General features: G+C 71.5%; 25 protein-coding genes. 15 read left to right on the forward strand and 10 right to left on the reverse strand.

Annotated elements, in window-relative coordinates; all coding sequences use genetic code 11:
• Positions 1-177 precede the first annotated feature (177 nt).
• Together ACIRJR_RS34135 and ACIRJR_RS34140 are read right to left on the reverse strand one after the other, a co-directional pair.
• Positions 178-1155, reverse strand: a complete 978-nt coding sequence (locus tag ACIRJR_RS34135; protein ID WP_403788116.1) for an acyl-ACP desaturase — start codon at positions 1153-1155, stop codon at positions 178-180.
• A 403-nt stretch (positions 1156-1558) separates the two neighbouring features.
• Positions 1559-1975 carry an SsgA family sporulation/cell division regulator gene (locus ACIRJR_RS34140; protein ID WP_403788118.1) on the reverse strand — a complete coding sequence of 139 codons (417 nt, stop codon included), beginning with the start codon at positions 1973-1975 and terminating at the stop codon, positions 1559-1561.
• Between the two features lie 183 nt (positions 1976-2158).
• Here ACIRJR_RS34140 and ACIRJR_RS34145 point away from each other — a divergent pair, with 183 nt between their 5' ends.
• The 3 genes from ACIRJR_RS34145 (at position 2159) to ACIRJR_RS34155 (ending at position 4315) form a co-directional block, all read left to right on the forward strand.
• Positions 2159-3244, forward strand: a complete 1086-nt coding sequence (locus ACIRJR_RS34145) for a WD40/YVTN/BNR-like repeat-containing protein (protein WP_403788120.1) — start codon at positions 2159-2161, stop codon at positions 3242-3244.
• A 97-nt stretch (positions 3245-3341) separates the two neighbouring features.
• Entirely contained in the window at positions 3342-3962 is a 621-nt protein-coding gene (locus tag ACIRJR_RS34150) for a sugar O-acetyltransferase (protein ID WP_403788122.1), read from the forward strand.
• Positions 3963-4027: 65 nt separating this feature from the next.
• Entirely contained in the window at positions 4028-4315 is a 288-nt protein-coding gene (locus ACIRJR_RS34155) for a hypothetical protein (RefSeq protein ID WP_403788124.1), read from the forward strand.
• 100 nt (positions 4316-4415) lie between these two features.
• On the opposite strand, the gene ACIRJR_RS34160 is transcribed toward ACIRJR_RS34155, so the two are convergent.
• Complete coding sequence (locus ACIRJR_RS34160; protein ID WP_403788126.1) at positions 4416-4718, reverse strand: YciI family protein; 303 nt, start codon at positions 4716-4718, stop codon at positions 4416-4418.
• A gap of 39 nt (positions 4719-4757) precedes the next feature.
• Here ACIRJR_RS34160 and ACIRJR_RS34165 point away from each other — a divergent pair, with 39 nt between their 5' ends.
• Together ACIRJR_RS34165 and mmpA are read left to right on the forward strand one after the other, a co-directional pair.
• Positions 4758-5435, forward strand: coding sequence for an endonuclease V (locus tag ACIRJR_RS34165; RefSeq protein WP_403788128.1), 678 nt, complete (start codon positions 4758-4760; stop codon positions 5433-5435).
• A 158-nt stretch (positions 5436-5593) separates the two neighbouring features.
• Positions 5594-5740 (forward strand): morphogenic membrane protein MmpA, encoded by a 147-nt coding sequence (mmpA, locus tag ACIRJR_RS34170; protein WP_403788130.1) that lies wholly within the window; start codon positions 5594-5596, stop codon positions 5738-5740.
• Positions 5741-5767: 27 nt separating this feature from the next.
• Here the strand turns inward: mmpA and ACIRJR_RS34175 are convergent, their stop codons facing one another.
• A complete protein-coding gene (locus ACIRJR_RS34175) occupies positions 5768-6958 on the reverse strand; it encodes a saccharopine dehydrogenase family protein (RefSeq protein WP_403788132.1) in 1191 nt (396 codons plus the stop codon).
• Between the two features lie 205 nt (positions 6959-7163).
• Here ACIRJR_RS34175 and ACIRJR_RS34180 point away from each other — a divergent pair, with 205 nt between their 5' ends.
• Genes ACIRJR_RS34180 through ACIRJR_RS34200 form a run of 5 tightly spaced genes read left to right on the forward strand, consistent with a single transcriptional unit; the run spans position 7164 to position 13947 of the window.
• Positions 7164-8315 (forward strand): CaiB/BaiF CoA transferase family protein, encoded by a 1152-nt coding sequence (locus ACIRJR_RS34180; protein ID WP_403788134.1) that lies wholly within the window; start codon positions 7164-7166, stop codon positions 8313-8315.
• Complete coding sequence (locus ACIRJR_RS34185) at positions 8315-9349, forward strand: LLM class F420-dependent oxidoreductase (protein WP_403788136.1); 1035 nt, start codon at positions 8315-8317, stop codon at positions 9347-9349. The genes ACIRJR_RS34180 and ACIRJR_RS34185 overlap by 1 nt, the downstream gene beginning before the upstream one ends.
• 1 nt (position 9350) lies before the next feature.
• Positions 9351-10493, forward strand: a complete 1143-nt coding sequence (locus ACIRJR_RS34190; protein ID WP_403788138.1) for an acyl-CoA dehydrogenase family protein — start codon at positions 9351-9353, stop codon at positions 10491-10493.
• 36 nt (positions 10494-10529) lie between these two features.
• A complete protein-coding gene (locus ACIRJR_RS34195) occupies positions 10530-11744 on the forward strand; it encodes an acetyl-CoA C-acetyltransferase (RefSeq protein WP_403788140.1) in 1215 nt (404 codons plus the stop codon).
• Between the two features lie 31 nt (positions 11745-11775).
• Positions 11776-13947 (forward strand): 3-hydroxyacyl-CoA dehydrogenase NAD-binding domain-containing protein, encoded by a 2172-nt coding sequence (locus tag ACIRJR_RS34200; RefSeq protein ID WP_403788142.1) that lies wholly within the window; start codon positions 11776-11778, stop codon positions 13945-13947.
• A gap of 21 nt (positions 13948-13968) precedes the next feature.
• Here the strand turns inward: ACIRJR_RS34200 and ACIRJR_RS34205 are convergent, their stop codons facing one another.
• Entirely contained in the window at positions 13969-14709 is a 741-nt protein-coding gene (locus tag ACIRJR_RS34205; RefSeq protein WP_403788144.1) for a MerR family transcriptional regulator, read from the reverse strand.
• A gap of 176 nt (positions 14710-14885) precedes the next feature.
• Between ACIRJR_RS34205 and ACIRJR_RS34210 the strand changes: the two genes are divergently transcribed.
• Both ACIRJR_RS34210 and ACIRJR_RS34215 read left to right on the forward strand, forming a co-directional pair.
• Positions 14886-16706: an AMP-dependent synthetase/ligase gene (locus tag ACIRJR_RS34210; protein ID WP_403788146.1), complete on the forward strand. Its 1821-nt coding sequence runs from the start codon at positions 14886-14888 to the stop codon at positions 16704-16706.
• Between the two features lie 41 nt (positions 16707-16747).
• Positions 16748-17224 carry a macro domain-containing protein gene (locus ACIRJR_RS34215; RefSeq protein ID WP_403788148.1) on the forward strand — a complete coding sequence of 159 codons (477 nt, stop codon included), beginning with the start codon at positions 16748-16750 and terminating at the stop codon, positions 17222-17224.
• 44 nt (positions 17225-17268) lie between these two features.
• Here the strand turns inward: ACIRJR_RS34215 and ACIRJR_RS34220 are convergent, their stop codons facing one another.
• Complete coding sequence (locus ACIRJR_RS34220; RefSeq protein WP_403788150.1) at positions 17269-18432, reverse strand: acyl-CoA dehydrogenase family protein; 1164 nt, start codon at positions 18430-18432, stop codon at positions 17269-17271.
• A gap of 107 nt (positions 18433-18539) precedes the next feature.
• Between ACIRJR_RS34220 and ACIRJR_RS34225 the strand changes: the two genes are divergently transcribed.
• Positions 18540-19172 (forward strand): TetR/AcrR family transcriptional regulator, encoded by a 633-nt coding sequence (locus tag ACIRJR_RS34225; protein WP_403788152.1) that lies wholly within the window; start codon positions 18540-18542, stop codon positions 19170-19172.
• Positions 19173-19178: 6 nt separating this feature from the next.
• Here the strand turns inward: ACIRJR_RS34225 and ACIRJR_RS34230 are convergent, their stop codons facing one another.
• The gene (locus tag ACIRJR_RS34230; RefSeq protein ID WP_403788154.1) at positions 19179-20618 is read right to left on the reverse strand and encodes an aldehyde dehydrogenase family protein; all 1440 of its coding nucleotides are present in this window, start codon (positions 20616-20618) and stop codon (positions 19179-19181) included.
• Positions 20615-21493, reverse strand: coding sequence for an oxygenase MpaB family protein (locus ACIRJR_RS34235; protein ID WP_403788156.1), 879 nt, complete (start codon positions 21491-21493; stop codon positions 20615-20617). Before ACIRJR_RS34235 ends, ACIRJR_RS34230 begins: the two co-directional genes overlap by 4 nt.
• Before the next feature lie 472 nt (positions 21494-21965).
• Here ACIRJR_RS34235 and ACIRJR_RS34240 point away from each other — a divergent pair, with 472 nt between their 5' ends.
• Complete coding sequence (locus ACIRJR_RS34240) at positions 21966-22850, forward strand: oxygenase MpaB family protein (RefSeq protein ID WP_403788158.1); 885 nt, start codon at positions 21966-21968, stop codon at positions 22848-22850.
• Between the two features lie 54 nt (positions 22851-22904).
• On the opposite strand, the gene ACIRJR_RS34245 is transcribed toward ACIRJR_RS34240, so the two are convergent.
• On the reverse strand, positions 22905-23957 hold the full coding sequence (locus ACIRJR_RS34245) for a LacI family DNA-binding transcriptional regulator (RefSeq protein WP_403788160.1): 1053 nt from the start codon (positions 23955-23957) through the stop codon (positions 22905-22907).
• A 265-nt stretch (positions 23958-24222) separates the two neighbouring features.
• Here ACIRJR_RS34245 and ACIRJR_RS34250 point away from each other — a divergent pair, with 265 nt between their 5' ends.
• Positions 24223-25962 (forward strand): BCCT family transporter, encoded by a 1740-nt coding sequence (locus ACIRJR_RS34250; RefSeq protein ID WP_403788162.1) that lies wholly within the window; start codon positions 24223-24225, stop codon positions 25960-25962.
• 13 nt (positions 25963-25975) lie between these two features.
• Here ACIRJR_RS34250 and ACIRJR_RS34255 read toward each other — a convergent pair whose 3' ends face one another.
• The gene (locus ACIRJR_RS34255; RefSeq protein ID WP_403788229.1) at positions 25976-26899 is read right to left on the reverse strand and encodes an FAD-dependent oxidoreductase; all 924 of its coding nucleotides are present in this window, start codon (positions 26897-26899) and stop codon (positions 25976-25978) included.
• Positions 26900-26970 lie beyond the last annotated feature (71 nt).

Genomic DNA, 26970 nt, shown 5'->3' on the forward strand with positions numbered 1-26970 from the left:
TTTTTCTCGTTTTTGTGGTTCTTCATCGTATTCTTTCATATTTCGTGTCGCTCGTTGCTTTGGTCGGGCGGGCGTCCCGGGGCGGCCGCCCCCCCCCCCCCCCCCCCCCCCCCCCCCCACTGCCCGGCACGGATCGGGGAGCGGATCCCGAGCCGTGCCAGGGGGGATGGGGAGGGATCAGCCCTGGGCGGCCCGGGCCGCCAGGCGGGCCTTGCGCGCCGCCAGCTTCTCGTCGAACTTGGACGCCTCGCTGTCCAGGCCGTTCATGTACAGCCCGAGCTCCTCCTGCGCCTTGAGGCCCTCGGGGCCGAGCCCGTCGATGTCGAGGACCTTCAGGTAGCGCAGGACGGGCTGGATCACGTCGTCGTGATGGATGCGCATGTTGTAGATCTCGCCGATCGCCATCTGCGCGGCCGCCCGCTCGAATCCGGGCATGCCGTGTCCGGGCATCCGGAAGTTGACGACGACGTCCCGCACGGACTGCATCGTGAGGTCCGGTGCGAGGTCGAAGGCCGCACCGAGCAGGTTGCGGTAGAAGACCATGTGCAGGTTCTCGTCGGTCGCGATGCGGGCCAGCATCCGGTCGCAGACAGGGTCGCCCGACTGGTGGCCGGTGTTGCGGTGCGAGACGCGGGTCGCGAGCTCCTGGAACGCGACGTACGCGACGGAGTGCAGCATGGAGTGGCGGTTGTCGGACTCGAAGCCCTCCGCCATGTGCGCCATGCGGAACTGCTCCAGTTTGTCCGGGTCCACGGCGCGTGAGGTGAGCAGGTAGTCGCGCATCACGATGCCGTGCCGGCCCTCCTCGGCGGTCCAGCGGTGCACCCAGGTGCCCCAGGCGCCGTCGCGGCCGAACAGGGAGGCGATCTCGTGGTGGTAGCTGGGGAGGTTGTCCTCGGTCAGCAGATTCACGACGAGCGCGATCCGGCCGATGTCGGTGACCTTGGACTGGCCGGTCTCCCACGCCTCGCCGTCCTCGAAGACGCCGGGGAAGTTCCGGCCGTCGGAGAACGGTACGTACTCGTGGGGCATCCAGTCCTTGGCGACCTTGAGATGGCGGTTGAGTTCCTTCTCCACCACCTCTTCCAGTGCGTACAGCAGCTGGGCGTCTGTCCACGCCTTCGAACTGCCGAGTTGGGGAGAGGTGATCGTCACGGGGGGCTCCTGGGGACGGGAGAATTACCTACGGCTTCGTAGGTTACGTGACCGTAGGTTAAGGCGGCGGTAAGGCCATAGCCAAGCCCTGTCGTCGCGGTATGCGCTCACCCTGTGTCATAAGAGCAGGTCAGTGGCGTACGTAGAGGGGCAAGTCGGACGTCTGCCGCCTCGGTTCCCGGCAGCTGACCAGGGGCGATGTCCTGGAGTCAGCCCGCGTCCGTAGGCGGTCACCGGGTGGCTCCCGGCGACCGCGGGCAGGGCGGGCGAGCGGTGCGCGTCGGGACGGAGCCGGATTCAGGCGCACCTGCTCAGGACCGGCAGGACCGGCAGGAGCGGCAGACGGGAGGTACCGGGCGGGACCGGCGGGAGCGGCAGACGGGAGGGATCGGCAGGACAGGGTTCAGGCGGACCCGCCCAGCAGGTCGGTGAGGTCACCGTCCAGGTCCATGAAGCGGTACTCGTCGCCCACCGGGACCAGTTCCTGCGCCCGCTTCAGGAAGCGGCGCAGTTCCGATGTGCGGACGTGCACCATGGCGATGCCCTCCACGGCGTGGAACTCCAGCACCGTACGGTCGTATCCGAACGGCCGGACCCGCACGTCGCCGACCCCGGCCGGCCCGTCCATTCCGGTGGAGAGCAGCTCGCGGGAGAACTCCCAGGACACCTCGGTGCCTTCGAGGGTCGCCGGCCCGGGAAACGCCATGCGGACGGCGAAGGGATCCCTGCGGTCGTAGTGCAGAGTGGCGGGCAGGGTCTCCATACGCGGTGCGGACGCGACCATACGGGCCTGCACGGACTGCTCGATAACGCTGGACAAGACCTGCTCCCTCTCGCCTCGGACGAACGGTTCCCGGCATTGGAGTAGACGACGGAACGCCTCCATCCGTGCACTCGCGGGCGGCGTGAGCTGCGTCACCGCGCCGCCCCCCTCTGATCAACTGCCCCGTTTCGCGCGGCGCACCCTGGACGGCGGTCCACGGGTGGGTTAGCTTCCAGCGCCATGAGGGCCATGGGGAAGACGAGACGGCTGATGGCACTGGGACTCTGCGGCGCGGCGGTGACCGCCGCACTGGCCGCGCCGACCGCGCACGCCGCGCAGGCCGGGCACCGGTACAGGGAGCCGGAGTGGGCGCTCACCACGACGGGAACGGACGCGCGTTTCCGCGGCCTTGCCGCCGTCGGCCGCGACGCCGCCTGGGTGGCGGGTTCCGGGGGCACGGTGCTGCGCACCACGGACGGTGGGCGCCACTGGCGCGACGTCTCGCCAACCGGTGCTTCCGGACTGGAGTTCCGTGACATCGAGGCGTTCGACCGGCAGCGGGCGGTCGCCCTGGCCATCGGCGAGGGCGAAGCCTCCCGGGTCTTCCGTACCGAGGACGGTGGCGTGACCTGGGCCGAGTCCTTCCGCAACGCCGACGCCCGGGCCTTCTACGACTGTCTGACGTTCTTCGACAGCCGTCACGGGCTCGCCATGAGCGACCCGGTGGACGGGAGGTTCCGTATCCTCTCCACCTCCGACGGCGGCCGGAGCTGGCGGGTGCTGCCCGATGCCGGGATGCCCGCCGCGCAGCCCGGCGAGGCCGGTTTCGCGGCGAGCGGCCAGTGCCTCGTCAGCGTGGGCGCCAAGGACGTCTGGCTCGCCACCGGCGGCGCGGCGACCGCCCGGGTGCTGCACTCGGGGGACCGCGGTCTGACCTGGACGCAGGCCGCCTCGCCGATCCCGGCGGGTGACCCGGCGCGCGGCGTGTTCGGGCTCGCCTTCCGCGACCGCGCGCACGGCATCGCGGTGGGCGGCGACTACCGCGCGGACCAGGCGTCGCCGGACGCCGCCTCCGTCACCCGGGACGGCGGCAGGAGCTGGCAGGGTGCGGCCACCCCGCCGCCCGCCTACCGCTCCGGTGTGGCCTGGCTGCCGCACAGCAGGGCGTCCGCACTCGCCGTGGGCCCGACCGGCACGGATGTCACCCGGGACGGCGGGCGCACCTGGCGGACCGTGGACACCGGCTCGTACGACACGGTCGACTGCGCCTCGGACGGCGGGTGCTGGGCCTCGGGCGAGCAGGGGCGGGTCGCGCGGCTGCGGTAGCGGCGAGCGGGTCACGCACATCGCGCCCGTCACGCCCGTCACGCACATCACGCACATCAGCACATCACGCACCTGTGCACGAAGGGAGCCTCCAGCTGTGACGGATGCCGACCATGAGGACGTTCTGGGCAGGATCGCCAAGGGCCTCGTCTACACCGAGTCGGAGGCGGCCTTCCTGGCCCCTCGGCGCCGCGCGGATCAGATCTTCGAATACAACCGGACGCCCCCGAGCCGCACGGACATGCGCCGTTCGCTGCTCGTCGAGATCCTCGGCTCGGTCGGCGAACGTACGGCGCTGCTACCGCCGTTCCACGCGGCGTTCGGCAGCAACGTCCACCTGGGCGACGACTTCTTCGGCAACGTCAACCTGACGTTCGTCGACGACGTGGACATCCGCATCGGCAACGACGTGATGATCGCTCCCAGCGTGACACTGACAACCACGGGACACCCGGTCCATCCCGCGAGACGCGCCGACTTCGGGCGGTTCTCCGAGCCGATCGACATCGAGGACAAGGTGTGGATCGGCAGCAATGTGGTGGTCCTGCCGGGCGTCCGCATCGGATACGGGTCGGTCATCGGTGCCGGCAGTGTCGTCAGCCGCAGCATTCCCCCGATGAGTGTCGCGCTCGGAACGCCGTGCCGGGTGGTCCGCCCCATCACGGACGAGGACCTCACCGCACGTGCGGCCGGGCCCCGGAACGGCGGCGAGCCGTGATGCGAACTCCCGCCGCACGACTCGGTGGTGGCCGCCCGCGGCGACTCGCGTGAGAACATCCGTCCATGAGCGGCGACCTGGAAGTGAGTGCTCTGGCCGTCAATGTCACGATCCCGGAGGTGCTCCGCTGGACGGACACCCGACGCGGTGAGGCATTCACGCTGACCACACTCAACGTCCGCCTCCTCCCGGACGGCCGCCTCGCCGCGAAGGCATACGGCCGGCCGGCCGGCGGTGGCCGGGGCGCATACGTCTCGTTCCCCGTTCCGGACAGACCCGAACTGGCGGCCCTGATCGACAGCGCCGCCGGCCGTGCCGGGGCGTTGTGGGCCGCCCATCGTGGTCTCGGCTGAGCCCGGTCCGACACGGGGCAGGGGCCGCGCCCGCACCACGCGGCCGGAGATCCTCCCGCGCGGCGCCCCGGCACGGCCTGGCGGGCCCCGGCCGGCACTGCTACTGGCCCGGCAGCTGCTGCCGGTACGGCGCGAGCGCCTCCGAGGTCTTCGTCGCGAGGAACTCCGTGATCCGGTAGGCACACACCCCGTGCGCCGCGAAGGGGTCGGAGGCCGCGATCTCCTCGATCTCGCCACGGTCCTCCCCGACGGCCAGGATCACACCGCCGTCGCGTGGGTTCTTGCGTCCGGAGGCGACGAACACCCCGGCCGCGTACTGCGTGTCCAGCCAGGCGACGTGCTCCGTCATGAGGGCGTCGACGTGCTCGACCGGTGCGGTGTAGGTCAACTCGAGAACGAACATGATCGCCAGGCTACCGGCCGCTGCCTAGACTGACCCGCCATGACGACTTTCCGGATGCCCGCCGACGAGGCGGAAGCCCGCGCCGTACAGGCCGAGTTGCGCACGCGCGTGGTCCTGGACGAGCCCGGTCCGCCACCCGGAACCGGCCGGGTGACGGGGGTCGACGTCGCCTACGACGACGAGCGCGACCTGGTCGTCGCGGCGGCCGTCGTCCTGGACTCGGCGACCCTGGAGGTGATCGCCGAGGCCACCGCCGAGGGCCGGGTGACGTTTCCGTACGTCCCCGGGCTCCTCGCCTTCCGGGAGATCCCGGCCGTCATGGCCGCGTTGGAGGGCCTGCCTGTGGAGCCGGGGCTCGTCGTCTGCGACGGCTACGGTCGTGCCCACCCGCGCAGGTTCGGGCTCGCCAGTCACCTCGGCGTCCTCACCGGGCTGCAGGTCATCGGTGTCGCGAAGAACCCCTTCACCTTCCACTACGAGCAGCCCGGCCCCCGGCGCGGTGACTTCACCCCGCTGATGGACGGGGACGAGGAAGTGGGCCGTGCCCTGCGCACGCAGGACGGCACGAAGCCCGTCTTCGTCTCCGTCGGCCACCGCACCGGCCTGGACAACGCCTGCGCGCAGACGCTCGCGCTGGCCCGGGACTTCCGCCAGCCGGAGACCACACGCAGGGCGGACGCCTTGTGCCGGTCCGCCCTGAGGGAAGCGATCGGCTGATCGGAGTCCCGCACCGCGACGGCGCCGGGCGGGCGCGCGTACTCGGGCAGGAGTTTGACGACGGCTGGACGTCAGGCTCTGTACCGAGGCCGGGTCTGTTGCGAACTGAGTACATGTACGGATGTTGTTCGTCGAACATCGAGGGCAGGCTGGTACACATGATCGACCACCACGCACCTCGGATGAGCACCGGAACCGTACGTCTTTCCCAGCGCGGCGTCGCCGTGGGCATGACCCTGGGCGTCCTCGCAGGAGGAGCCTGGACCGTGTCCATGGTCGTCACGCTGGCGGCCTGGATGTTCTGACCCGGTCGGGACGCCGGCCCCAGGGGGTCAGCGCACCGCCGCCACCCGGAATCGCAGCCCGGCCGCCGTCAGCCGCTCCAGCAGCGCATCGCCCATCGCCACCGCCGTCGTGACCTGACCCGACGTCGCCGGCAGATCGTCGAGGGCGAGCGCCAGAGCCGCCTCGGCCAGCATCTTCGCCGTCTCGTCGTAGCCCGGGTCGCCGCCCGACACCTCGGTGAAGACCCGCCGTCCGCCGCCCTCCCCGACGAAGCGGACCGTGAACCAGCTGCGCCTCCTGCGCTGCTCGCCGGGGCCCGTGCCCGGTTCCACCCGGGCCGAGAGCCAGTCACGCGCGGCGGGGATCTGGGCGGCGCCCGCGAGCAGGGTCACGGCCGCCGTGCCGCCGAGAGCCATCGGCAGGTGCTTGACCGAGGCGAAGTGCCGGTAGCGGAAGTCGGGACCGTAGCGCTCCAGTGCCCGGGCGGACCGCTCCACGACGCGGGGGTCCAGGGTCGGCAAAGGCAGTGCCCAGGTGCCGGTCTCCGGGCTGAAGTGCGGTGAGCCCTGCGGTGCGCGGGCCCGGCGGGCCACCAGGCGGGGCTCGTGCAGCCGGCGTTCCTTCGCGGCCCGCAGCATCTGCGGGCCGCGGCCCAGGGCGGTGAGCGCCGAGGCGAAGGTGCCACCGGAGAAGACGGCGTTGGTGCGGACATAGCCGTCGACGGTCAGCGGTACGTCCTCGGGGAGCTGCTGGACGGTGAAGTAGGCGCCGAGGTCGTGCGGCACGGAGTCGAAGCCGCAGGCGTGCACGAGGCGGGCCCCCGTCTCCCGGGCCCGGCCGTCGTGCTCCAGGAACATCCTGTCGACGAACTCGGCCTCGCCCGTGAGGTCCGTGTAGTCCGTCCCCGCCTCCGCGCAGGCCGCGACCAGCTTCTCGCCGTACCAGACGTACGGGCCGACCGTCGACGCCACCACGTGCGAGGACTCGGCGAGTGTCCGCAGGGCGTCCGCGTCGTCCGCGTCGGCCGTCAGGAGGGGCAGGTCCGAGCAGCGCGGGTGCTGCGCGGCGAGACGGTCGCGCAGCTCCTCCAGCTTGCCGCGGCTCCGCCCGGCCAGGGCCCAACGACAGCCTTCCGGCGCGTGGGCGGCCAGATATTCGGCCGTGAGCGCCCCCACGAAGCCGGTGGCTCCGAAAAGGACGACGTCATAAGGGCGTTCTGCCCCGTTCTGCCTGTTCATGAGTGCCTCCGAGGACGCCGGCGCCGATCTGGGAGGCAGAGGGTAGCGGAGGTGTTCGTGGTGCCGTGCGGCCGGGCGGGCTCCGGTGAGAGAGGATCCAGGGGAAAGAACTAAGCGCTTGCTCGGCCAAAAGGGTTGTGCGGAGCGTGGTCCGTTCTTAGCATCATCGATGTTACATCAGTTGTGTCACACCGCTGGGGGCTTGATGGCAACGACAGGACACGGGTCCCAGGGCCCCCTGACCGGGGTGCGCGTCGTCGAACTGGCGGGCATCGGCCCGGGGCCGTTCGCCGCGATGCTCCTCGCCGACCTCGGCGCCGACGTGGTGCGCGTCGACCGGCCGGGAGGTTCGGTGATCGGTATCGAGCCGGCGTTCGACCTCACCAACCGCAACAAGCGCTCGGTCCTCGTCGATCTCAAGGCCGAGGACGGTGCCGGGCAGGTCCTCGACCTCGTCGAGCGCGCCGACGTCCTGATCGAGGGCTACCGCCCGGGTGTCGCCGAGCGCCTGGGGGTGGGCCCCGACGCCTGCCTGGAGCGCAATCCGCGACTCGTCTACGGGCGGATGACCGGCTGGGGCCAGGACGGGCCGCTGGCCGACCGGGCAGGACACGACATCGGCTACATCGCCCTCAGCGGCACCCTGTCCATGATCGGGAGATCCGGCGAACCGCCCACCGTGCCCGCCAACCTGGTCGGCGACTACGCGGGCGGCTCCCTCTACCTGGTCGTCGGCGTGCTCGCCGCCCTCCAGCACGCCCGTACGCCGGGCGGGACCGGACAGGTCGTCGACGCCGCCGTGGTCGACGGCGCCGCCCATCTCGCCACGATGATCCACGGCATGCTGGCGGCCGGCAGCTGGCAGGACCGGCGCGGCACCAACCTCCTCGACGGCGGCTGTCCCTTCTACGGCTCCTACGAGACCTCGGACGGCGGCTACATGGCGGTCGGAGCCCTGGAGCCCCGCTTCTACGAGGAGTTCGCCGCGCTCCTCGGCATCGGGGACGAGGCCCCCGACCGCAACGACTTCGGACGCTGGGAGGAGTTGCGCGCCCTCGTCTCCGACCGCTTCAGTACCCGCACACGCGCCGAGTGGACCGAGATCTTCGAGGGGACGGACGCCTGCGTGGCCCCCGTCCTCTCGCTCCGTGAGGCACCCCGCCACCCGCACCTCGCCGCCCGTTCCACCTACGTGGAGCACAGCGGCCTCACCCAGCCCGCCCCCGCTCCCCGCTTCTCCGCGACCCCCGTCTCCGTGCGCACCGCACCCGCGCTGCCCGGCGCGGACACCGAGTCCGTCGCGGCCGACTGGGACCTGCCGGGCCTGCCGACCACCGGGAAGGAAACGACCGGCTGATGGAACTCTCCCTGCCGCTGGACTACGCGGGCGACCCGCGCGCCGCGTGCGACGAGGTCGCCGCCCTCGAGTCGGCCGGCCTCGACGCCGTCTGGGTCGCCGAGGCGTACGGCTTCGACTCACCCACCCTCATGGGATACCTCGCCGCCCGCACCGAGCGAATGAAGATCGGCGCGGCGATCCTCAACGTCTACTCCCGCACCCCCGCCCTCATCGCCCAGACCGGCGCCGGGCTCGACGCGGTGTCCGGCGGACGCGCCCTGCTGGGACTCGGCGCCTCGGGCCCGCAGGTCGTGGAGGGCTGGCACGGCAAGCCGTACGACAGGCCTCTCGGCCGGACCCGCGAGACCGTCGAGCTCTGCCGCCGCATCTGGCGCCGTGAGGTCATCGACCACCACGGCATCACCGACATGCCGCTGCCGAAGGAGAAGGGCGGCAAGCTCGGCAAGCCGCTGAAGATCCTCACCCGGCCGGTCCGCGACACGATCCCCCTCTACGTCGCCTCCCTCGGCCCCGCCAACGTCCGGCTGACCGCGGAGATCGCCGACGGCTGGCTGCCCACCCTCTACATCCCGGAGAAGGCCCAGCAGGTCTGGGGCACGGCCCTGGCCGAGGGCGCGGCGAAGCGTGACCCGGCGCTCGGCCCGCTGCGGACCGTCGCCGGCGGGCTGCTCGCCATCGGGGACGACGCGGCGGCCGTCCGGGACCTCGCCCGCCCGCAGATCGCGCTCTACGTCGGCGGCATGGGCGCGCCGGGCAAGAACTTCTACAACGACCTCGCCGTCGCCTACGGCTACGAGAAGGAGGCCGCCACCATCCAGGAGCTCTACCTCTCCGGGAGGAAGCGGGAGGCCGAGGCCGCCGTACCGGACGAATTCTGCGAGCTCATGACGCTCTGCGGCCCCGAGGGGTACGTGCGGGACCGCCTCGACGCCTTCCGCGAGGCCGGGGTCACCATGCTCAACGTGACGCCTGTCGGCCCGGAGCCGGCACGGCTGATCTCCACCGTCAAGAACTGGCTCCAGGGGGCTTGAAGTGCAGCGGCAGATCTTCACCGAGGAGCACGACGCGTTCCGCGAGACCGTCCGCACCTTCCTGTCCAAGGAGGTGCTCCCGCACTACGAACAGTGGGAGCAGGACGGCATCGTCTCGCGGGAGGCGTGGCTCGCGGCCGGACGCCAGGGGCTGCTCGGCCTCGCCGTTCCCGAGGAGTACGGAGGCGGGGGCAACGCCGACTTCCGCTACAGCGCCGTGCTCGCCGAGGAGTTCACCCGGGCCGGTGTCTCCGGGCTGGCGCTCGGCCTGCACAACGACATCATCGGCCCCTACCTCACCGGACTCGCCACCGAGGAGCAGAAGCGGCGGTGGCTCCCCGGCTTCTGCAGCGGCGCGATCATCACGGCCATCGCGATGACGGAACCCGGAGCGGGCTCCGACCTCCAGGGCATCCGGACCGCCGCCGAGGACAAGGGCGACCACTGGCTCCTCAACGGCTCCAAGACGTTCATCTCCAACGGCATCCTCGCCGATCTGGTGATCGTCGTCGCGAAGACCTCGCCGGAGGGCGGAGCGAAGGGCCTCTCGCTCCTCGTCGTCGAGCGCGGCGCCGAGGGCTTCGAGCGGGGCCGCAACCTGGACAAGATCGGTCAGAAGTCACAGGACACCGCCGAGCTGTTCTTCGACGACGTACGCGTCCCCAAGGAGAACCTCCTCGGCGAGCTCGACGGCGCCTTCATCCACCTCATGACCAATCTGGCCCAGGAGCGGATGGGCATAGCGGTCGCCGGCATCGCCGCCGCCGAACACCTCCTGGAGATCACCACCCAGTACGTCAAGGAGCGTGAGGCCTTCGGGCGCCCGCTCTCCAAGCTCCAGCACATCCGCTTCGAGATCGCCGAGATGGCCACCGAGTGCGCCGTCACCCGCGCCTTCCTCGACCGCTGCATCATGGACCACTCCGAGGGCACCCTCGATGCCGTCCACGCCTCCATGGCCAAGTGGTGGGCCACCGAGCTGCAGAAGCGGGTCGCCGACCGCTGCCTCCAACTCCACGGCGGATACGGATACATGACGGAGTACCGGGTCGCCAAGGCATTCACCGACGGCCGTATCCAGACCATCTACGGCGGGACGACCGAGATCATGAAGGAGATCATCGGCCGTTCGCTGCTCGCCTGACCTCCCGTTGCACAACCACCCCGAAAGGCTGCTGTCTTGAGTACCGAAGCGTACGTCTACGACGCGATCCGCACGCCGCGCGGCCGCGGCAAGGCCAACGGAGCCCTGCACGGCACCAAGCCGATCGACCTCGTCGTCGGCCTCATCCACGAGATCAGGGACCGGTTCCCCGGCCTCGACCCTGCCGCCATCGACGACATCGTGCTCGGTGTCGTCAGCCCGCTCGGTGACCAGGGCTCCGACATCGCCCGGATCGCCGCGATCGCCGCCGGACTCCCGGACTCCGTCGCGGGCGTACAGGAGAACCGCTTCTGCGCGTCGGGCCTCGAAGCCGTCAACCTGGCAGCCGCGAAGGTCCGTTCGGGGTGGGAGGACCTCGTCCTCGCAGGCGGTGTCGAGTCGATGTCCCGGGTGCCGATGGGCTCCGACGGCGGTGCCTGGGCCATGGACCCGATGACCAGTTTCGAGACCGGCTTCGCCCCGCAGGGAATCGGCGCCGACCTCATCGCCACCATCGAGGGCTTCTCCCGCCGCGACGTGGACGAGTACGCCGCCCTGTCCCAGGAGCGAGCCGCCGTCGCCTGGAAGGAGGAGCGCTTCGCTCGCTCCGTCGTCCCCGTGCGGGACCGGAACGGCCTGCTCGTCCTCGACCACGACGAGCACATGCGCCCCGGCACCACCGCCGACTCCCTCGCCTCGCTCAAGCCCTCGTTCGCCACGATCGGCGAGATGGGCGGCTTCGACGCCGTGGCCCTCCAGAAGTACCACTGGGTCGAGAGGATCGACCACGTCCACCACGCCGGCAACTCCTCCGGCATCGTGGACGGTGCCGCCCTCGTCGCGATCGGGTCCAAGGAGACCGGCGAGCGCTTCGGCCTCACCCCGCGCGCCCGGATCGTCTCCGCGGCCGTCTCGGGATCCGAGCCGACCATCATGCTCACCGGCCCAGCCCCCGCCACGCGCAAGGCGCTGGCCAAGGCCGGACTCACCATCGACGACATCGACCTCGTCGAGATCAACGAGGCCTTCGCCGGAGTCGTCCTGCGCTTCGTCAAGGACATGGGCCTGAGCCTCGACAAGGTCAACGTCAACGGCGGCGCCATCGCGCTCGGACATCCGCTGGGCGCGACCGGCGCGATGATCCTCGGCACTCTCATCGACGAACTGGAGCGCCAGGACAAGCGCTACGGCCTCGCCACCCTCTGCGTCGGCGGCGGCATGGGTGTCGCCACCGTCGTCGAGCGTCTCTGACCGTTCCCCTTCCTACGGAGAAGACAAGCAAATGACCGAGAGCACGACCATTCGCTGGGAACAGGACGAGACCGGCGTCGTCACCCTCGTACTCGACGACCCCAACCAGTCCGCCAACACCATGAACCAGGCGTTCCGCGACTCCATCGCGGCCGTCGCCGACCGCGCCGAGGCCGAGAAGGACTCCATCCGCGGCATCGTCTACACCTCCGCCAAGAAGACCTTCTTCGCGGGCGGCGACCTCAAGGACATGATCCGGATCGGTCCGGAGAACGCCCAGGACGCGTTCGACGCCGGGACCTCGATCAAGAGGTCGCTCCGCCGCATCGAGACCCTCGGCAAGCCCGTCGTCGCCGCGCTCAACGGCGCCGCGCTCGGAGGCGGTTACGAGATCGCGCTCGCCGCCCACCACCGCGTCGCCCTGGACGCCCCCGGCTCCCGGATCGGCCTGCCCGAGGTGACCCTCGGCCTGCTGCCCGCCGGTGGCGGAGTCACCCGTATCGTACGGCTGATGGGCATCGCCGACGCCCTGCTGAAGGTCCTCCTCCAGGGCACCCAGTACACGCCGGCGCGGGCGCTGGAGAACGGCCTCGTCCACGAGGTCGCCGCGACGCGCGAGGAGATGCTCGAGAAGGCCCGCGCCTTCATCGACACCCACCCCGAGTCGCAGCAGCCCTGGGACGTCAAGGGCTACCGCATCCCCGGCGGCACCCCGTCGAACCCGAGGTTCGCGGCCAACCTGCCGGCCTTCCCGGCCAACCTGAAGAAGCAGCTCGCGGGCGCGCCCATGCCCGCGCCCCGCAACATCATGGCCGCGGCGGTCGAAGGCTCCCAGGTCGACTTCGAGACCGCGCAGGCCATCGAGGCGCGCTACTTCACCGAGCTGGTCACCGGCCAGGTCGCGAAGAACATGATCCAGGCGTTCTTCTTCGACCTCCAGGCCGTCAACTCCGGAGCCAGCCGCCCGGACGGCGTCGAGGAGCGCCAGGTCCGCAAGGTGGCGGTTCTCGGCGCCGGCATGATGGGCGCGGGCATCGCCTACTCCTGTGCCCGCGCCGGCATCGACGTCGTCCTGAAGGACGTCTCCACCGAGGCCGCCGCCAAGGGCAAGGCGTACAGCGAGAAGCTCCTCGCCAAGGCGCTCTCCCGGGGCCGTACGACCGAGGCGAAGCGGGACGAGGTGCTGGCCCGCATCACCCCGACCGGCGACCCGGCCGCCCTGGCGGGCTGCGACGCCGTGATCGAGGCGGTGTTCGAGGACACCGCGCTCAAGCACAAGGTGTTCCAGGAGATCCAGGGCGTCATCGAGCCCGACGCGCTGCTCTGTTCCAACACCTCGACGCTGCCGATCACCGTGCTCGCCGAGGGAGTGGAGCGGCCGGCGGACTTCATCGGGCTGCACTTCTTCTCGCCCGTGGACAAGATGCCGCTCGTCGAGATCATCAAGGGCGAGAAGACCGGGGACGAGGCCCTCGCCCGCGCCTTCGACCTGGTGCGCCGGATCAAGAAGACCCCGATCGTCGTCAACGACTCGCGCGGCTTCTTCACCTCGCGGGTCATCGGCCACTTCATCAACGAAGGCGTCGCGATGGTCGGCGAGGGTGTCGAGCCCGCGTCGGTCGAGCAGGCGGCGGCGCAGGCCGGCTACCCGGCCAAGGTGCTCTCCCTCATGGACGAGCTCACGCTCACCCTGCCGCGCAGGATCCGCGACGAGACCCGGCGCGCCGTCGAGGAGGCGGGCGGCACCTGGGCCACCCACCCCGCGGACGCGGTCATCGACCGGATGGTCGACGAGTTCGGGCGGCCCGGCCGCAGCGGGGGAGCGGGCTTCTACGAGTACGGCGAGGACGGCGGGCGGGGCCTGCTGTGGCCCGGGCTCCGCGAGCACTTCACGAAGCCGGGGACCGAGATCCCGTTCGAGGACATGAAGGAGCGGATGCTCTTCTCCGAGGCCCTGGACAGCGTCCGCTGCCTGGAGGAGAACGTCCTCATGACCGTCGCCGACGCCAACATCGGCTCCATCATGGGCATCGGCTTCCCCGCGTGGACCGGCGGTGTGCTCCAGTACATCAACGGGTACGAAGGCGGCCTGCCCGGCTTCGTGGCACGCGCCCGGCAGTTGGCGGAGCGCTACGGCGACCGCTTCCTGCCGTCCGCGCTCCTGCTGGAGAAGGCGGAGAAGGGCGAGACCTTCCACGACTGACGGCGCCCCCGCGGGCCGTGCTCACTCCCTCTCCCCGGCGGTGAACGCGGCCCGCAGCTCCTCCTTCAGCGACCGCTGGAAGGCCGTGAGCAGGGCTTGCAGCACCATCGGCTGCATGTGGGCGGAGAGCGACTTCATCGCCTTCACGTGCTCCGGGTCGGACTCCCGCTCCCGGTAGGGGTTCCACACCTCGTCCCGGAACAGCCGGGTCAGCTCGTGGGCGGCCGAGCGGGTGTGCTCCAGCAGGACCGTGCGCGCGGCCAGGATCGTCTCGTGCGCGATGGGCACCTCCAGGAGCTCCACCCCGAGCCGCAGCAGACCCGGGTCCACCATGAAGGGGCTCCCGGGCGTCCCGGGCCGCTCCAGCACGCCCATGGCCGCGAGCCGGTCGACGTCCTGCTCGCTGAGGGGCCGGCCCGCGCGCCGCTCCAGCTCGGCGCGCTCCATGTCCTCGGCCGAGTCCGGGGCCCAGGACGCCACCAGCGCGCGGTGGATCGCCAGGTCCTGCGCGCTCAGGTCCGGAGGCAGCTGCTGGAGGTAGCGCTCGATGGCGGCCAGCGTCATGCCCTGGTGCTGGAGCTCCTCGATCAGGGCCAGCCGGGAGAGATGGCCGTGCCCGTAGTGCCCGACCCGCCGGGGTCCGATCACCGGGGGCGGCAGGAGGCCCCTGGTGCTGTAGAAGCGCACGGTGCGCACGGTGACCCCCGCGCGCGCCGCCAGTTCGTCGACGGTCAGCGTCGGTTCGTCCGTCCCGGTCGCCATGTCCACTCCTCGTCGCCGGGCCCGTGCCGGGCTCGGGCCCGTGCCGGGCCTGTGTACCGATCAGGTGCAACAGTATTGCTGTCTCACCACTGTTGTGAAAGTGTCCGGCACCATCGAAGCGCAGTCCCACCACCGGTACGGACCGCACGGTCCGGCCGAACGGACAGGAGGCGGCCGTGACCACGATCCTGCGACTTCCCACCGGGCCCGATCAACTCACACTCCCCGCCCTGCTGCTGCGCAACGCCGAGGACCACGGAGATCTCCCCGCCCTCTCCTGGCAGGACGCGGCCGGCGGCGGACGGACCACCCTCACCTGGCGCGAGGTGCGCCACGAGACGGCCGTGCTCGCCGCCGCCTACGGCGCCCTCGGGGCGGAACGCGGCGGACAGGTCCTCATGATGATGGGCAACCGGCCCGAGCACTGGCTCAGCGACCTGGCCCTCACCCACCTCGGAGCCGTCCCCGTCTCGGTGTACGGGACCGCGGCCCCCGGCCAGATCGCCCACATCGCGCGCCACAGCCGTGCCAGGTTCGCGATCGTCGAGGGCGCCGCGGAGCTGGAGCGCTGGGAGCCCCTGCTGGCGGACGCCACCGTACCGCTGGAGGCACTCGTGGTCGTGGAGCCGGCGGACGCGGGACCGCACAGGTCCTACCGTGCGCTGCGCGGGACGGGGGAGCGGCTGCGGAGCGAGGAGGCCTTCGACAAGGCGTGGCGGGAGATCCGCGCCCAGGACCCGCTGACCGTCGTCTACACCTCGGGCACCACGGGCGATCCGAAGGCCGTCCCGATCACCCACCGCGGCGTCGTGTCCAACGCACTCGCCCTGGACCGGGTGGTGGAGCTTCCCGACCACGTGGAGCACATCTGCTACCTCCCCTTCGCGCACATCGCGGAACGGATGCTGGGCATCTACCTGCCGGTCTTCCGGGCCTCGCACGTCCACCTCTGCGCGGACACCGCGGCCGTCGCGGTCACGGCGCGCGCCCTGCACCCCGCCCAGTTCTTCGGGGTGCCCCGGGTGTGGGAGAAGCTCGCCGCGTCCGTGCGGGCCGCCCTGGCGGGGCTGCCGGAGGAACAGCGGACCGCCGTCGAGGCCGCGAACGCGACGGCCCGTGAGCACGTGTCCTGCCGGGAGCGCGGCGAGCAGCCGTCCGCCGGGCTGGAGGCCGCGTACAGGGCGGCCAAGGAGACCGTCCTGGACCCCGTCCTGTCACTGGCGGGCTTCGAGCGGCTGGTGTGGACGGCCAGCGCCTCCGCGCCGATGCCGCTCGACGTGGTGCGGTTCTGGGCGGGGTTCGGGATCGTCGTCATGGACGCCTGGGGACTCACCGAGACCGTCGGCGTGTTCACCACCAACAGCCCGTCGGCCTTCCGGCTCGGTTCGGTGGGGCGCCCGCTGGAGGGCCTGGAACTCCGGATCGCCGACGACGGCGAGATCCTGGTCCGCGGCGCAACGGTGTTCGCCGGCTACCTGCGGGCCGACGGCACCGTGGACGGGGCGCTCGACGAGGACGGCTGGTTCCCCACGGGGGACATCGGCCGGGTCGACGACGACGGCTATCTCTGGCTCACCGACCGCAAGAAGGAGATGATCATCACCTCGACCGGCAAGAACGTCTCCCCGGCCCTCGTCGAGAACACGCTCAAGGAACACCCGCTGATCGGCCAGGCCCTCGTCCACGGTGACGGGCGCTCGTATCTGGTGGCACTGCTCGTCCTCGACTCCGAGACGGCCCCGGCCTGGGCGGCGGCCCGCGGCATCGAGGGGGACCCGCTCGCCCACCACGAGGTCCAGGAGGAGATCGCCCGGGCGGTCGAGGCCGCAAACGCCCGGCTGAACCGCACCGAACAGATCAAGCGCTACCGGCTGCTGACGCGGGAGTGGGGCCCGGAGACAGGCGAGCTCACGCCTTCACTGAAGCTCCGCCGCGGGGTGATCCGCGAACGGTACGGCGCGATGCTCGACGCGTTGTACGCGGAGGACGGGGCCTGAGCGACGGGGCCGCTGTCAGTGGCGGTCCGTACGGTGGGGGCATGCCGGGGATCACGTATGTACGGGGGGACGCCACCGCTCCGCAGGGCAAGGGCGTCAAGCTGATCGTGCACGTCTGCAACGACCTGGGTGGCTGGGGCAAGGGCTTCGTCGTCGCCCTGTCCCGCCGCTGGTCCGAGCCGGAAGCCGCCTACCGCCGGTGGCACAGGGAGCGTTCGGGCAACGACTTCGCGCTGGGAGCCGTGCAGTTCGTCCGGGCCGGCCAGTACATATGGGTGGCCAACGTCGTGGGCCAGCGGGGTATGCGCACCGGCAGCAAGGGCGTGCCGGTGCGCTACGAGGCGATCGACGAGGGACTGCGGAAGGTGGCCGTGCGGGCGGTGGAGCTCGGCGCCTCGGTCCACATGCCCAGGATCGGCTGCGGCCTCGCGGGCTGCTCCTGGTCCAGGGTCGAACCCCTGATCACCGAGCGGCTGGTGGGCCGTGGGCTCGACGTGACGGTCTACGACTACGGATGAGGGCCGCCCGGAGGCCCTACGGAAGAGGGCCGCCCGAGGAGCCCTCAGAGGCCGTAGCTCCTGCCGATGATGTCGCGCTGGATCTCGCTCGTGCCGCCGTACACCGTGGACACCACCGCCGCCCGCAGATGCCGCTGCATGTCGTACTCGGTGGCGTAGCCGTAGCCGCCCATCATCTGCATGCCTTCCAGCGCCGCGTGCTTGGCAGTCTCGGTCGCCTTGAGCTTCGCCATGGACGCCTCGCGGGAGAACCGCTTCTGCGGTTCGGCGTCGCAGGCCGCCGCCACGTCGAAGACGAGCAGCCGCGCGCACTCGATCTCCGTCGCCAGGTCGGCCAGCCGGTGCCGCAGCGCCTGGAACGAGCCGACCGGACGGCCGAACTGCTCGCGCCCCCGCACGTACGCGACGGTGTCGTCCAGGATCCGCTCCGCCAGGCCCAGCATGTTCGCGGCCAGGAAGAGCCGTTCGGCGTCGAGGCCGGCCATCAGCTGGGGCCACGCGTGGTCGGCCGTGCCGACCACGGCGTCCGCCGGCAGCCGGACATCGGTGAGGAAGACGTCGTTGACCTCGCGGCCGCCCAGCGTCTCGATCTGCCGGATGTCGATCCCGGCCGTGCCGGCCGGGACGTGGAACATGGTCAGCCCCTCGTGCTTCGCCCCGCCGCTGCCGGTCCTGGCCACCAGCAGGATGTGCTCGGCCAGATGCGCGTTGGAGATCCATGTCTTGTGACCGTTGACCAGCCAGCCGCCGTCCGGGGTGCGTTCGGCGCCGCACCGCAGCGCCGCCACGTCCGAGCCGGCGTCCGGTTCCGACATCGCGACGGACAGCACCCGTCCGGCCACCGCGCCCCCGATCGCCGCCTCGCACTGCGCCTCACTGCCGAATCGCTCGTAGGCCTTCGCCGTGATCACCGAGGTGATGAACCCGCCCGCCGGCACGAGACCGCGCGCCGTCTCCCGCAGGAACAGACAGGCATCCGTCATCCCGCCGCCCGCGCCGCCGTACGCCTCGGGCAGACACACACCGAGCCAGCCGAGCCCGGCCAGCCGGGCGTAGACCGACGGGGCGTGGGGCCCGCCCGCCTCCGCCGCCAGCGCGTCGCGCTGCTCACGCGTACCGCACTCGCGGCGGGCGAAGTCCCGCACGGCCGTGGCGAAGTCCCGTTGCTCCGCGGAGAGTGACCGGGGGAGGACATGGGTGGTCGACAAGGGATACCTCCGAAGGGGATGCCGAGCAGGAGATACAAAGAGACACATGAGGTGACGTTGTTGCACGGTCGGTATGGTTGAGTGGTCGCACCGAACGGGGAGGGCTCATGGCGGCACCGGGTACCAACGAGGCACTGCTGGCCAGGGCGCTCGTCGAGACGCCGCCGTCCGACGCGCTGAGCGAGCAGATCCTGGACGCGGCGCGTGAGCAGTTCATGACCTTCGGGCTGCGCCGCTCGACCGTCGACGACGTGGCCAAGCGCGCCAAGGTCTCCCGGGTCACCGTGTACCGGCGCATCGGTAACAAGGACAGCCTGGTCTCCGCCTGTCTGCTGCGTGAGTACCGCCGGTTCGTCGTCGACGTGGACCAGGCGGTCGCCGCCCTGCCCACCATGGAGGACCGGCTCGTCGCCGGTTTCGTCGCCGTACTCAGGCACATCCGTGAACACCCGCTGGTGGGCGGGCTGCTGAGGCTGGAGCCGGAGATCATGCTCCCCTTCCTCACCCTGGAGAGCGGCCCGGCCTTCCTCGCCATGCGGGAGTACCTGTCGGACCGGCTCCGCCTCGCGCAGCGTGCCGAAGGGCGGCCGGAGACGGATCCGACACCGGTCGCCGAGCTGATGGTGCGGATCACCGTCTCCTTCCTCCTCAACCCGGTGAGCTCCTTCGAGCTGGACGACGACGAGCAGGTGGGCGCCTTCGCCCGCCGCTATCTGGTGCCGCTCCTCAGCGCCGGGTGACGGCCGTCAGAACCGGGCGTGCAGCTTCCTGCCGAGCTCGACCGCCCTGGCGACCTTCTCCCGGGGCGTGGCGAAGGAGGTCAGGTCCACCGCCGGCGCGAACCGCCGTACGGTGACGGAGCGGGGAACCGCGAAGGCGCGCAGCCCCTCCTCGCCGTGGATCCGCCCGTACCCCGACTCCCCGGCGCCGCCGAAGGGCAGGGAGGGGATCGCGGCGAAGCCGAGCACCGAGTTCACCGACACCGCTCCGGAACCGAGGCGTTCGGCCACCGCGAGTCCGGCCGCCGCGGAACGGGTGAACACGGAGGCGCCCAGCGAGTACGCCGAGGCGTTGGCCCGCTCCACCGCCTCGTCCATGTCCCGCACCGGGTTCACCACGACGACCGGGCCGAACGTCTCCTCCGTCACCGCCGGCGAGTCCTCCGGTACGCCCGACAGCACCACCGGACCGGCCACCCGGTCCCGCAGTGAGCCGGGACCGCCCAGCTCGGCGCTGCCGCCGTCGGCCAGCGCCTGCTTCACGTGGCGTTGCACCACGGCCAGCTGGGTCGGCAGGGTGAGGGCGCCGTACGTGTCACCGGGCGTCAGCGCCCGCGCCCTGCTCACGATGCGCGCGCACAGGTCCTCGTGCACCGAGGCCTCGGCGTACACCCGCTCCACGCCGGCGCAGGTCTGGCCGGCGTTGCTCATCGCGCCCCACACGATCGCGTCGGCCGCCGCGTCCAGATCGGCGTCCGCCGCGACCAGCACCGCGTCCTTGCCCCCGCACTCGGCGAGCAGCGGGGTGAGCGTGGCCGCGCAGGCGGCCGCGACCTTGCGGGCGGTGCCGGGCGAGCCCGTGAAGGCGACCTTGTCCACGCCGGACGGTCCGTCCGCACCTGCCAGAGCGGCTCCGGTGGCTCCCGGGCCGGTGACCGTCCGCAGCAGGTCCGCGTGGTCCGGGACGGCTTCCCCGAAGCTCCGGGCCAGCAGGACCCCCACCTCCGGGGTGAGTTCGGACGGCTTGAACACCACGGCGTTTCCCGCCGCGAGGGCGTAGCCGATCGAGCCCATCGGCGTGTAGAGCGGGTAGTTCCACGGGCCGATGACTCCGATCACCCCGAGGGGACGGTAGGCCAGCAGCGACCGCTGATGGACCGACAGCAGGCCGGAGCGCACCCGTCGCCGGCCCAGCACGCGGTGGGCGTTGCGCGCGGCCCAGTCCAGATGGACCAGCGTGAGCAGCACCTCGGAGCGCGCGTCACGGACCGGTTTCCCCGTCTCCGCCGCGATCACCTCCGCGAACTCGTCGGTTCGGGCCGCCAGTCGGCGCTTCCATCGCAGCAGAGCCGCACGCCGCTCGCGTGGCCCGAGCGCGGCCCAGCTCCGGCCGGCGCTCCTGGCCCGCGCCACGGCGGCGCGGATGTCGTCGAGGCTGTTCTCCGGGCGGTCGGTCCGGGTCGTCATGACTTCTCCAGGGGGAGGGGCTCCAGCGGACGGCTTCGCGCCCAGTGTGGACCGAGATCGTCGAGCCGGTATCCGAAGGGGTAGCTGCGCGGCCGTGGGCGGGAGGGCAGGCACCGGGGCCTGGCCGGCAACAGGCGTACGCCGCGCGACCGGGCGCGCACCACGCGGACTGCGGCCTCGCGCACCCAGCGGGGCTGCGCCGGGAAGCCCAGCGCCCGCAGTAACGGCTCGTCCAGCAGCGCGAGGGAGAGCCTGCCGACCAGGGGGCGCAGCGGGGCCGGGTACCACGCGGCCATGACGCGGAAGGTGGCGTTGGCGACACGGTGGTTCGCCGGGTCGTACGCGAACATCCGCGCCTCGTAGGAGTCGAGCAGCCTTTCGAACTCCTCGTAGGTGCCTGGAGCACCCTCGATGCCCATCATGGCGGCCATCCGCCGACCCACCTCTGCCAGTGCGGCCGTCTCCTGGGCGCACAGGGGCCGCCACCCGAAGCGGTCGATCCAGCGTTTGGGGCCGACGACGGTGGTGGCCAGCACGTAGAGGTAGTCCTCGTTCGGGATGCGGTACCTGCCGTGGATCCGGTTGAGATGGCGCGCCGCGGCACGGGCCCGCTCCGAATCGAATCCCTCGGCGGCCATCTCGTACCCGAACAGGACGGTGTCGTCGTAGCGCTTCTGGCCGTCGCGCTCGAACTCCTGGGTGCGGTCGAGCAGTACGGAGATGCGCGGCACGCCGTAGTCGCGCAGGAACGCGACACCGACGCCCTGCCGGTAGTCCCAGGGGAACTCGTACTGGGACATCAGCCGGAGTATCTCGGCGCAGTCTCGGGCGGGATCCATCCGGCGGATCTCGCGCAGTCGGCTGTAGCGGCCCATGATGTGCGACCTCCTCTGTGGCGGGGACGGGGTCTCTTGTGGCGGGGACGGGGTCTCTCCGGGCAGGGTTCGCGGTGAGGCCGGTGCGGTGGACACAGCCGGAGCCGACGCGGGCCCGGTCGGCCCGCAGGGCTCGACTCCCCTGCCGCATCGGGCATGCGAGGACCTCTCCCCCTCATGAGAGTCAAAGTTACAAATACTATTGACTTGTTTCACGAGGTGCGTCAACCGTGCCGACACAGATTCGAGCAAGGGGTGCGCACGGGCGCCGAACCCGGCGGCTGACCGGTCACCCGCACCACTGGCGGGTCACCGACGGGCACCTCACCCACGGCGACGAGGTGTGGACCCCGCCCCGCCGGACCACACCCCGCCGCACCGGCGAGGTGAAGGCCCCCTCGGGGGGATCGCATACTGGAACACACACGGGCCCCAACGGTCCGGGCGCCCGCCGACCCCTGGGAGCACCCGCATGGCCAGCGCAGGAGAGCCCTCACCGCCCCCGCCGGGCGGCGTCCTGTGGAGCCTCGCGGGCGACATCCGCGGCCTGCTGATGCTGCCCGCCGCCCTCACCCTCCAGGTCGCCCACCCCGCGGTCGGCGCCGGTGTGGACGACCACTCGGTGTTCCGCACGGATCCCTGGGGGCGAGGCGAGCGCTCCCTGAGCTCGCTCCAGCTCTGGGTGTACGGGGGAGCAGAGGCCGCGGAGGAGGGGCGCAGGCTCCGGAGGCTGCACCGCACCATCCAGGGCACCGACACCCGGGGCCGCCGCTACCACGCGCTCACGCCCGCGAACTACGCGTGGGTGCACGCCACCGGCTTCCCCGTCTACCAGCACGCGTCCCGCTATCTGGTCCGCCCCCTCACCGACGCCCAGGAGCGCGCCCTGTACCGGGAGTGGCTCCAGGTCGGCCGGATCCTGGGCATCCACGACCGGGACATGCCGCAGACGATCGAGGAGTTCTGGCCCTACTACCGCACGATGCTCGCCGACGAGGTGGAGGCGACCGTCGTCGTGCGGGAGCTGGTGGCGGCCGACACCCGCGTGCCGCCACCTGACCGGGGGCCCTTCCTCCTGCGGCTGCTCCTGAAGGCGCTGTGGCCGGTGCTCCTCCCGCCGCTGGCCCGTTTCCGCGCCTTCATCACCGTCGGGCTGATGCCGCCGGACGCCCGGGAAGCGCTCGGGCTCGACTGGACCCCGGAGCAGGAGCGGAGCCTGCGGCGCCTCGGCGCCGTGGTGCGGCGTACCGTACCGCTGCTGCCGGAGCGGCTGCGCTATCTGCCGCGGGCCAGGAGGGCGCGGGCGGAGTGGCGAGCGGGCCGGGGACGGCTGGGAGCGGCACCCGGCGCGCGGTGACCGGGGTGGGCCCGAGGCCCGAGGGCCGCGGGCGCGCCTGCGGCCGTGACGGGCTCAGGCCGAGGCCCGGCGGATCAGCTCGGTCGGGGTGATCACGGACTCGGGCCGGGCCCCCGTGCCGCTGTTCAGGCGCTCCATCAGCAGCCGCACCATGAGCCGGCCCATTCCTTCCACGTCCTGACGGATCGTCGTCAGCGGCGGTTCGGTGGCCTCCGCCACCGACGCCATGTCGTCGAATCCGACCACGGCCACGTCCTCCGGCACCCGGACGCCCCTCTCGCGCAGCACTCGCAGCGCACCGGAGGCCATCATGTCGTTGGCCACGAAGACCGCGTCCAGGTCGGGGCGGGCGTCCAGCAGCTCACCCATGGCCCGTGCCCCGCCCTCCGCGGTGAAGTCCCCCTCGGCCATCAGGTCCCCGCCGGCGTCCGGCAGCACGTCGTGGTAGCCGCCGATCCTGTCGAGCGCCGACGTCTGGTCGCGGGGGCCGGCGATGTGCGCGATGCGCCGCCGGCCGAGCGAGACGAGATGACGTACGGCTTCACGGGCGCCGCCGCGGTTGTCGCAGTCGACGTACGGCACCTGCGGCGCGTCCCCGGTTTCCGCCGCGGGGTGTTCCGGCCGGCCGCCGTAGACCGTCGGGACGCGGAACCGCCGGATGATCGCGGGCAGTTCGTCGTCGGTGTGCAGCGAGAAGGCGAGCACGCCGTCCACATGGCCACCGGCCAGATAGCGGGTGACCCGGTCGAAGTCGCCGCTGCCCTCCACCAGGAGCAGGACCAGCTGCGCGTCGTGGGCGTTGAGCTCGCGGCTGATCCCTCGGATCTGGCGTGAGAAGAACGGGTCGGAGAAGATCCGGAACTCGGGCTCGTCGATGATCACGGCCACCGCCCCGTTGCGCCGGGTGACCAGTGTCCGTGCCGCGTGGTTCGGGATGTAGCCGAGTTCGTCGACCGCCTTGCGCACCTGGTCCACCAAGGGCTGCCGCACCCCCGCGCCGCCGTTGACGACACGGGAGGCCGTCGCCCTGGACACACCGGCGCGGGCGGCCACGGCCTCCAGGGTGGGCCGGGCGTCAGGCTGTGGGTCGGTGGTCGGGTCGAGCAAGGGTGTCGCTCCTCGTGCACGCGCGCCCCGTCGGGGAACGGCTGGAACTGGCGGGTTCGGCGCGGGCGGACCGGCGGGTTCGGCGCGAACGCCGTCAGCCTAACCGCCCTGTCCCGGCGGGTGGACGGCCATCACCTCGGCGAGACGGTGCATATCGCTGCATATGCGGTCAACGGGGAAGGGCTTGTTGGTCCCGCCAGATGCACTCCGCGTGTGGTACTGCCTACGGAGAGCGAAATTTCGCACTGCGTGAAAGGTGCCATCTGTGTCACACGACGAGCAGGGAACCGGCGGGCGGGGGGACTATCTCCCCGTCACGGCCGAGCTACCCGCCGAGCCGCTCCATGGCCGGCGCCCCACGACCGACCGGGTGGTCTTCGGCGTCACGGCGGTGCTCACCGTCGCCTTCGTGGTCTGGGGCGCCACGGCCACCGACTCGCTGGAGAGCGCCTCCAGCACACTGCTCAACGGCCTCATCCACAACGGCGGCTGGGCCTTCATGCTGGCGGCCTCCGGTTTCGTGGTCTTCGCGCTCTGGCTCGCGATCAGCCGCTACGGGAACATCTCACTCGGGCAGGAGGGGGAGAAGCCCGAATTCCGCACCGTCTCCTGGGTCGCGATGATGTTCAGCGCCGGCATGGGGATCGGCCTGATGTTCTACGGCGTCAGTGAGCCGCTGGCGCACTTCGTCGACCCGCCGCCGGGGACCCGCCCGGAGGACGCCGCCGAGGCGATGCAGACGGCGATGGCCACCACCCTCTTCCACTGGACCCTGCACCCCTGGGCCATCTACGCGGTCGTGGGGCTCGCCATCGCGTACAGCGCCTACCGCCGGCACCGCAGGCAGACGATCAGCTCCGTCTTCGTCCCGCTCATCGGGGAGAAGCGCGCCCACGGGACGGCCGGCCGGATCATCGACATCCTCGCCATCTTCGCGACCCTCTTCGGCTCCGCGGCCTCGCTCGGGCTCGGCGCGCTCCAGATCGGCAGCGGCTTCCAGGAGCTCAACTGGATGGAGAAGACCGGCACCGGCCTCCTCGTGGCCATCATCGCTGTGCTGACGGTCGCCTTCGTCGCCTCCGCGGTCTCCGGCGTCGAGAAGGGCATCCAGTGGCTGTCCAACATCAACATGGTGCTCGCCCTGATCCTGGTGGTCTTCGTCTTCATCGCGGGGCCGACGATCATCGTGCTCGACCTGCTGCCGACGTCCATCGCCGCGTACTTCGGTGACCTCGCCCAGCTCGCCGGACGTACCGAGGCCACCGGGGAAGGCGCCGTGGCCGACTGGCTCGCCAGCTGGACGGTCTTCTACTGGGCGTGGTGGATCTCCTGGACGCCCTTCGTCGGCATGTTCATCGCGAGGATCAGCCGCGGCCGGACGATCCGTCAGTTCGTCGGCGGCGTCATCCTGGTCCCCAGCACGGTCAGCCTGATCTGGTTCGCCGTGTTCGGCGGTTCCGCGATCCGGCTGGAGGAGGCGGGCCGGCTCGACGACGTGGGTGACACCCCGGAGGCGCAGCTCTTCGGTGTCCTGCAGCAGTTCCCGGTCGCCACCCTCATGAGCATCCTGGTGATGGTCCTGGTCGGGATCTTCTTCGTCTCGGGGGCCGACGCCGCGTCGATCGTCATGGGCACGCTCTCCCAGAAGGGCGTCCTCGAACCGGCCAAGTGGGTCGTGATCTTCTGGGGCGTCGTCACCGGCGCCGTGGCCGCCGTCATGCTGCTCATCGGTGACGGCCAGGGCGACGCGCTGGCGGGGCTGCAGAATCTGACCATCCTCGTGGCCGCGCCGTTCACCATCGTCATGATCGGCATGTGCGTGTCCCTGATGAGGGACCTGCGCCAGGACCCGATGATCGTCCGCAGGGAGTTCGGTGTGGAGGCCGTCGAGTCAGCGGTCATCCAGGGGCACGCGAAGTACGACGGGGACTTCGAGATCCGGATCGGTCCCGGGCCCGCGGAGGTCACCTCCGACGAACGGCACAAGGAAGACCCCCGGGCCTGACCTGAGCCGCGGCTCAGCCCACCAACTGTGCCGCGGCCCGCGCACAGCCCCGGGCCACCGTCACTCCGGCACCTCCATGGCCGTAGTTGTGCACCAGCAGACCGCCGCCGGGGAGCGGCTCCGCCTCGATCCGCACCCCGGCGTCCCGGGCCGGCCGCAACCCCACCCGGTGGCCCGTGACACGCGCTCCCGCGATCTCGGGCCGCACCCGCGCGCAACGCGCCACGATCTCCTCGGCCGTACGCGGATCGGGCTCCGTCCGCGCGTCGTCCGCCTCGGCCGTGCCGCCCAGCACCAGCCCGCCCGGCTGCGGAAAGAAGTACGTCGTGGCGCTCGACGCGGGATCCGCTTGGGTGAACCACTCGTCGATGCCGGGGTTCTCCACCACCACGAGCTGGCCCCGGACCGGCCGCACGCCGGGATCCGGGACCAGCTCGCGTGCGCCGAGCCCGGTGCAGTTGACCACCACCGGTGCCTCGGCGGCCGCCTCGGCGAAGCCGTTCACCGCACGCCGCTCGACCGAGCCCCCGGCCTCGGCCAGCCGGCCCTCCAGCCAGCGCAGGTGGGCCGGCATGTCGATCAGCGGAAGGGTCACCCGCAGCCCTTCGGCCGTTTCGGACGCGCCCTCCAGCCGGCGGGCCCACGGGCCCAGCGCCGACAGGCGCTCGTCCCCGTGCACCCCGGCGACCATGCGCACACCGGTCCGCCCGGGGTCCGCCGACAGCTCCTCGTACACCCGGAGGGTCTCCAGCGCCCACGTGCCGACCAGCGCAGCGGGCTCGATCCGGTACGGCCACCACAGGGCGCCGGCAACGGCCGACGTCGTCGCCGAGGCCGCGTCCCTGGACCAGACCCGCACGCGCAGGCCGCGCTCCGCCAGCAGCAACGCCGTGGTCAGCCCGCTGACCCCGCCACCCACCACGATCGCGTCCGCCACCGCGCTCACCCCTGTCTCCGTACGGTCCCGCCCCGCCGTGGGACGGACGGGCCATGGTTGCATCCGAGGTC

The organism is Streptomyces sp. NPDC102402 (assembly GCF_044765765.1).
Classification (GTDB): domain Bacteria; phylum Actinomycetota; class Actinomycetes; order Streptomycetales; family Streptomycetaceae; genus Streptomyces.

What these genes read in the sequence shown, in the direction of transcription:
- ACIRJR_RS34145 (WP_403788120.1), top strand. Translation starts at nt 2,159, where the DNA reads ATGAGGGCCATGGGGAAGACGAGACGGCTGATGGCACTGGGACTCTGC.
- ACIRJR_RS34155 (WP_403788124.1), top strand. Translation starts at nt 4,028, where the DNA reads ATGAGCGGCGACCTGGAAGTGAGTGCTCTGGCCGTCAATGTCACGATC.
- ACIRJR_RS34160 (WP_403788126.1), bottom strand. Translation starts at nt 4,718, where the DNA reads ATGTTCGTTCTCGAGTTGACCTACACCGCACCGGTCGAGCACGTCGAC.
- ACIRJR_RS34165 (WP_403788128.1), top strand. Translation starts at nt 4,758, where the DNA reads ATGACGACTTTCCGGATGCCCGCCGACGAGGCGGAAGCCCGCGCCGTA.
- mmpA (WP_403788130.1), top strand. Translation starts at nt 5,594, where the DNA reads ATGATCGACCACCACGCACCTCGGATGAGCACCGGAACCGTACGTCTT.
- ACIRJR_RS34175 (WP_403788132.1), bottom strand. Translation starts at nt 6,958, where the DNA reads ATGAACAGGCAGAACGGGGCAGAACGCCCTTATGACGTCGTCCTTTTC.
- ACIRJR_RS34180 (WP_403788134.1), top strand. Translation starts at nt 7,164, where the DNA reads ATGGCAACGACAGGACACGGGTCCCAGGGCCCCCTGACCGGGGTGCGC.
- ACIRJR_RS34185 (WP_403788136.1), top strand. Translation starts at nt 8,315, where the DNA reads ATGGAACTCTCCCTGCCGCTGGACTACGCGGGCGACCCGCGCGCCGCG.
- ACIRJR_RS34200 (WP_403788142.1), top strand. Translation starts at nt 11,776, where the DNA reads ATGACCGAGAGCACGACCATTCGCTGGGAACAGGACGAGACCGGCGTC.
- ACIRJR_RS34205 (WP_403788144.1), bottom strand. Translation starts at nt 14,709, where the DNA reads ATGGCGACCGGGACGGACGAACCGACGCTGACCGTCGACGAACTGGCG.
- ACIRJR_RS34215 (WP_403788148.1), top strand. Translation starts at nt 16,748, where the DNA reads ATGCCGGGGATCACGTATGTACGGGGGGACGCCACCGCTCCGCAGGGC.
- ACIRJR_RS34225 (WP_403788152.1), top strand. Translation starts at nt 18,540, where the DNA reads ATGGCGGCACCGGGTACCAACGAGGCACTGCTGGCCAGGGCGCTCGTC.
- ACIRJR_RS34230 (WP_403788154.1), bottom strand. Translation starts at nt 20,618, where the DNA reads ATGACGACCCGGACCGACCGCCCGGAGAACAGCCTCGACGACATCCGC.
- ACIRJR_RS34235 (WP_403788156.1), bottom strand. Translation starts at nt 21,493, where the DNA reads ATGGGCCGCTACAGCCGACTGCGCGAGATCCGCCGGATGGATCCCGCC.
- ACIRJR_RS34240 (WP_403788158.1), top strand. Translation starts at nt 21,966, where the DNA reads ATGGCCAGCGCAGGAGAGCCCTCACCGCCCCCGCCGGGCGGCGTCCTG.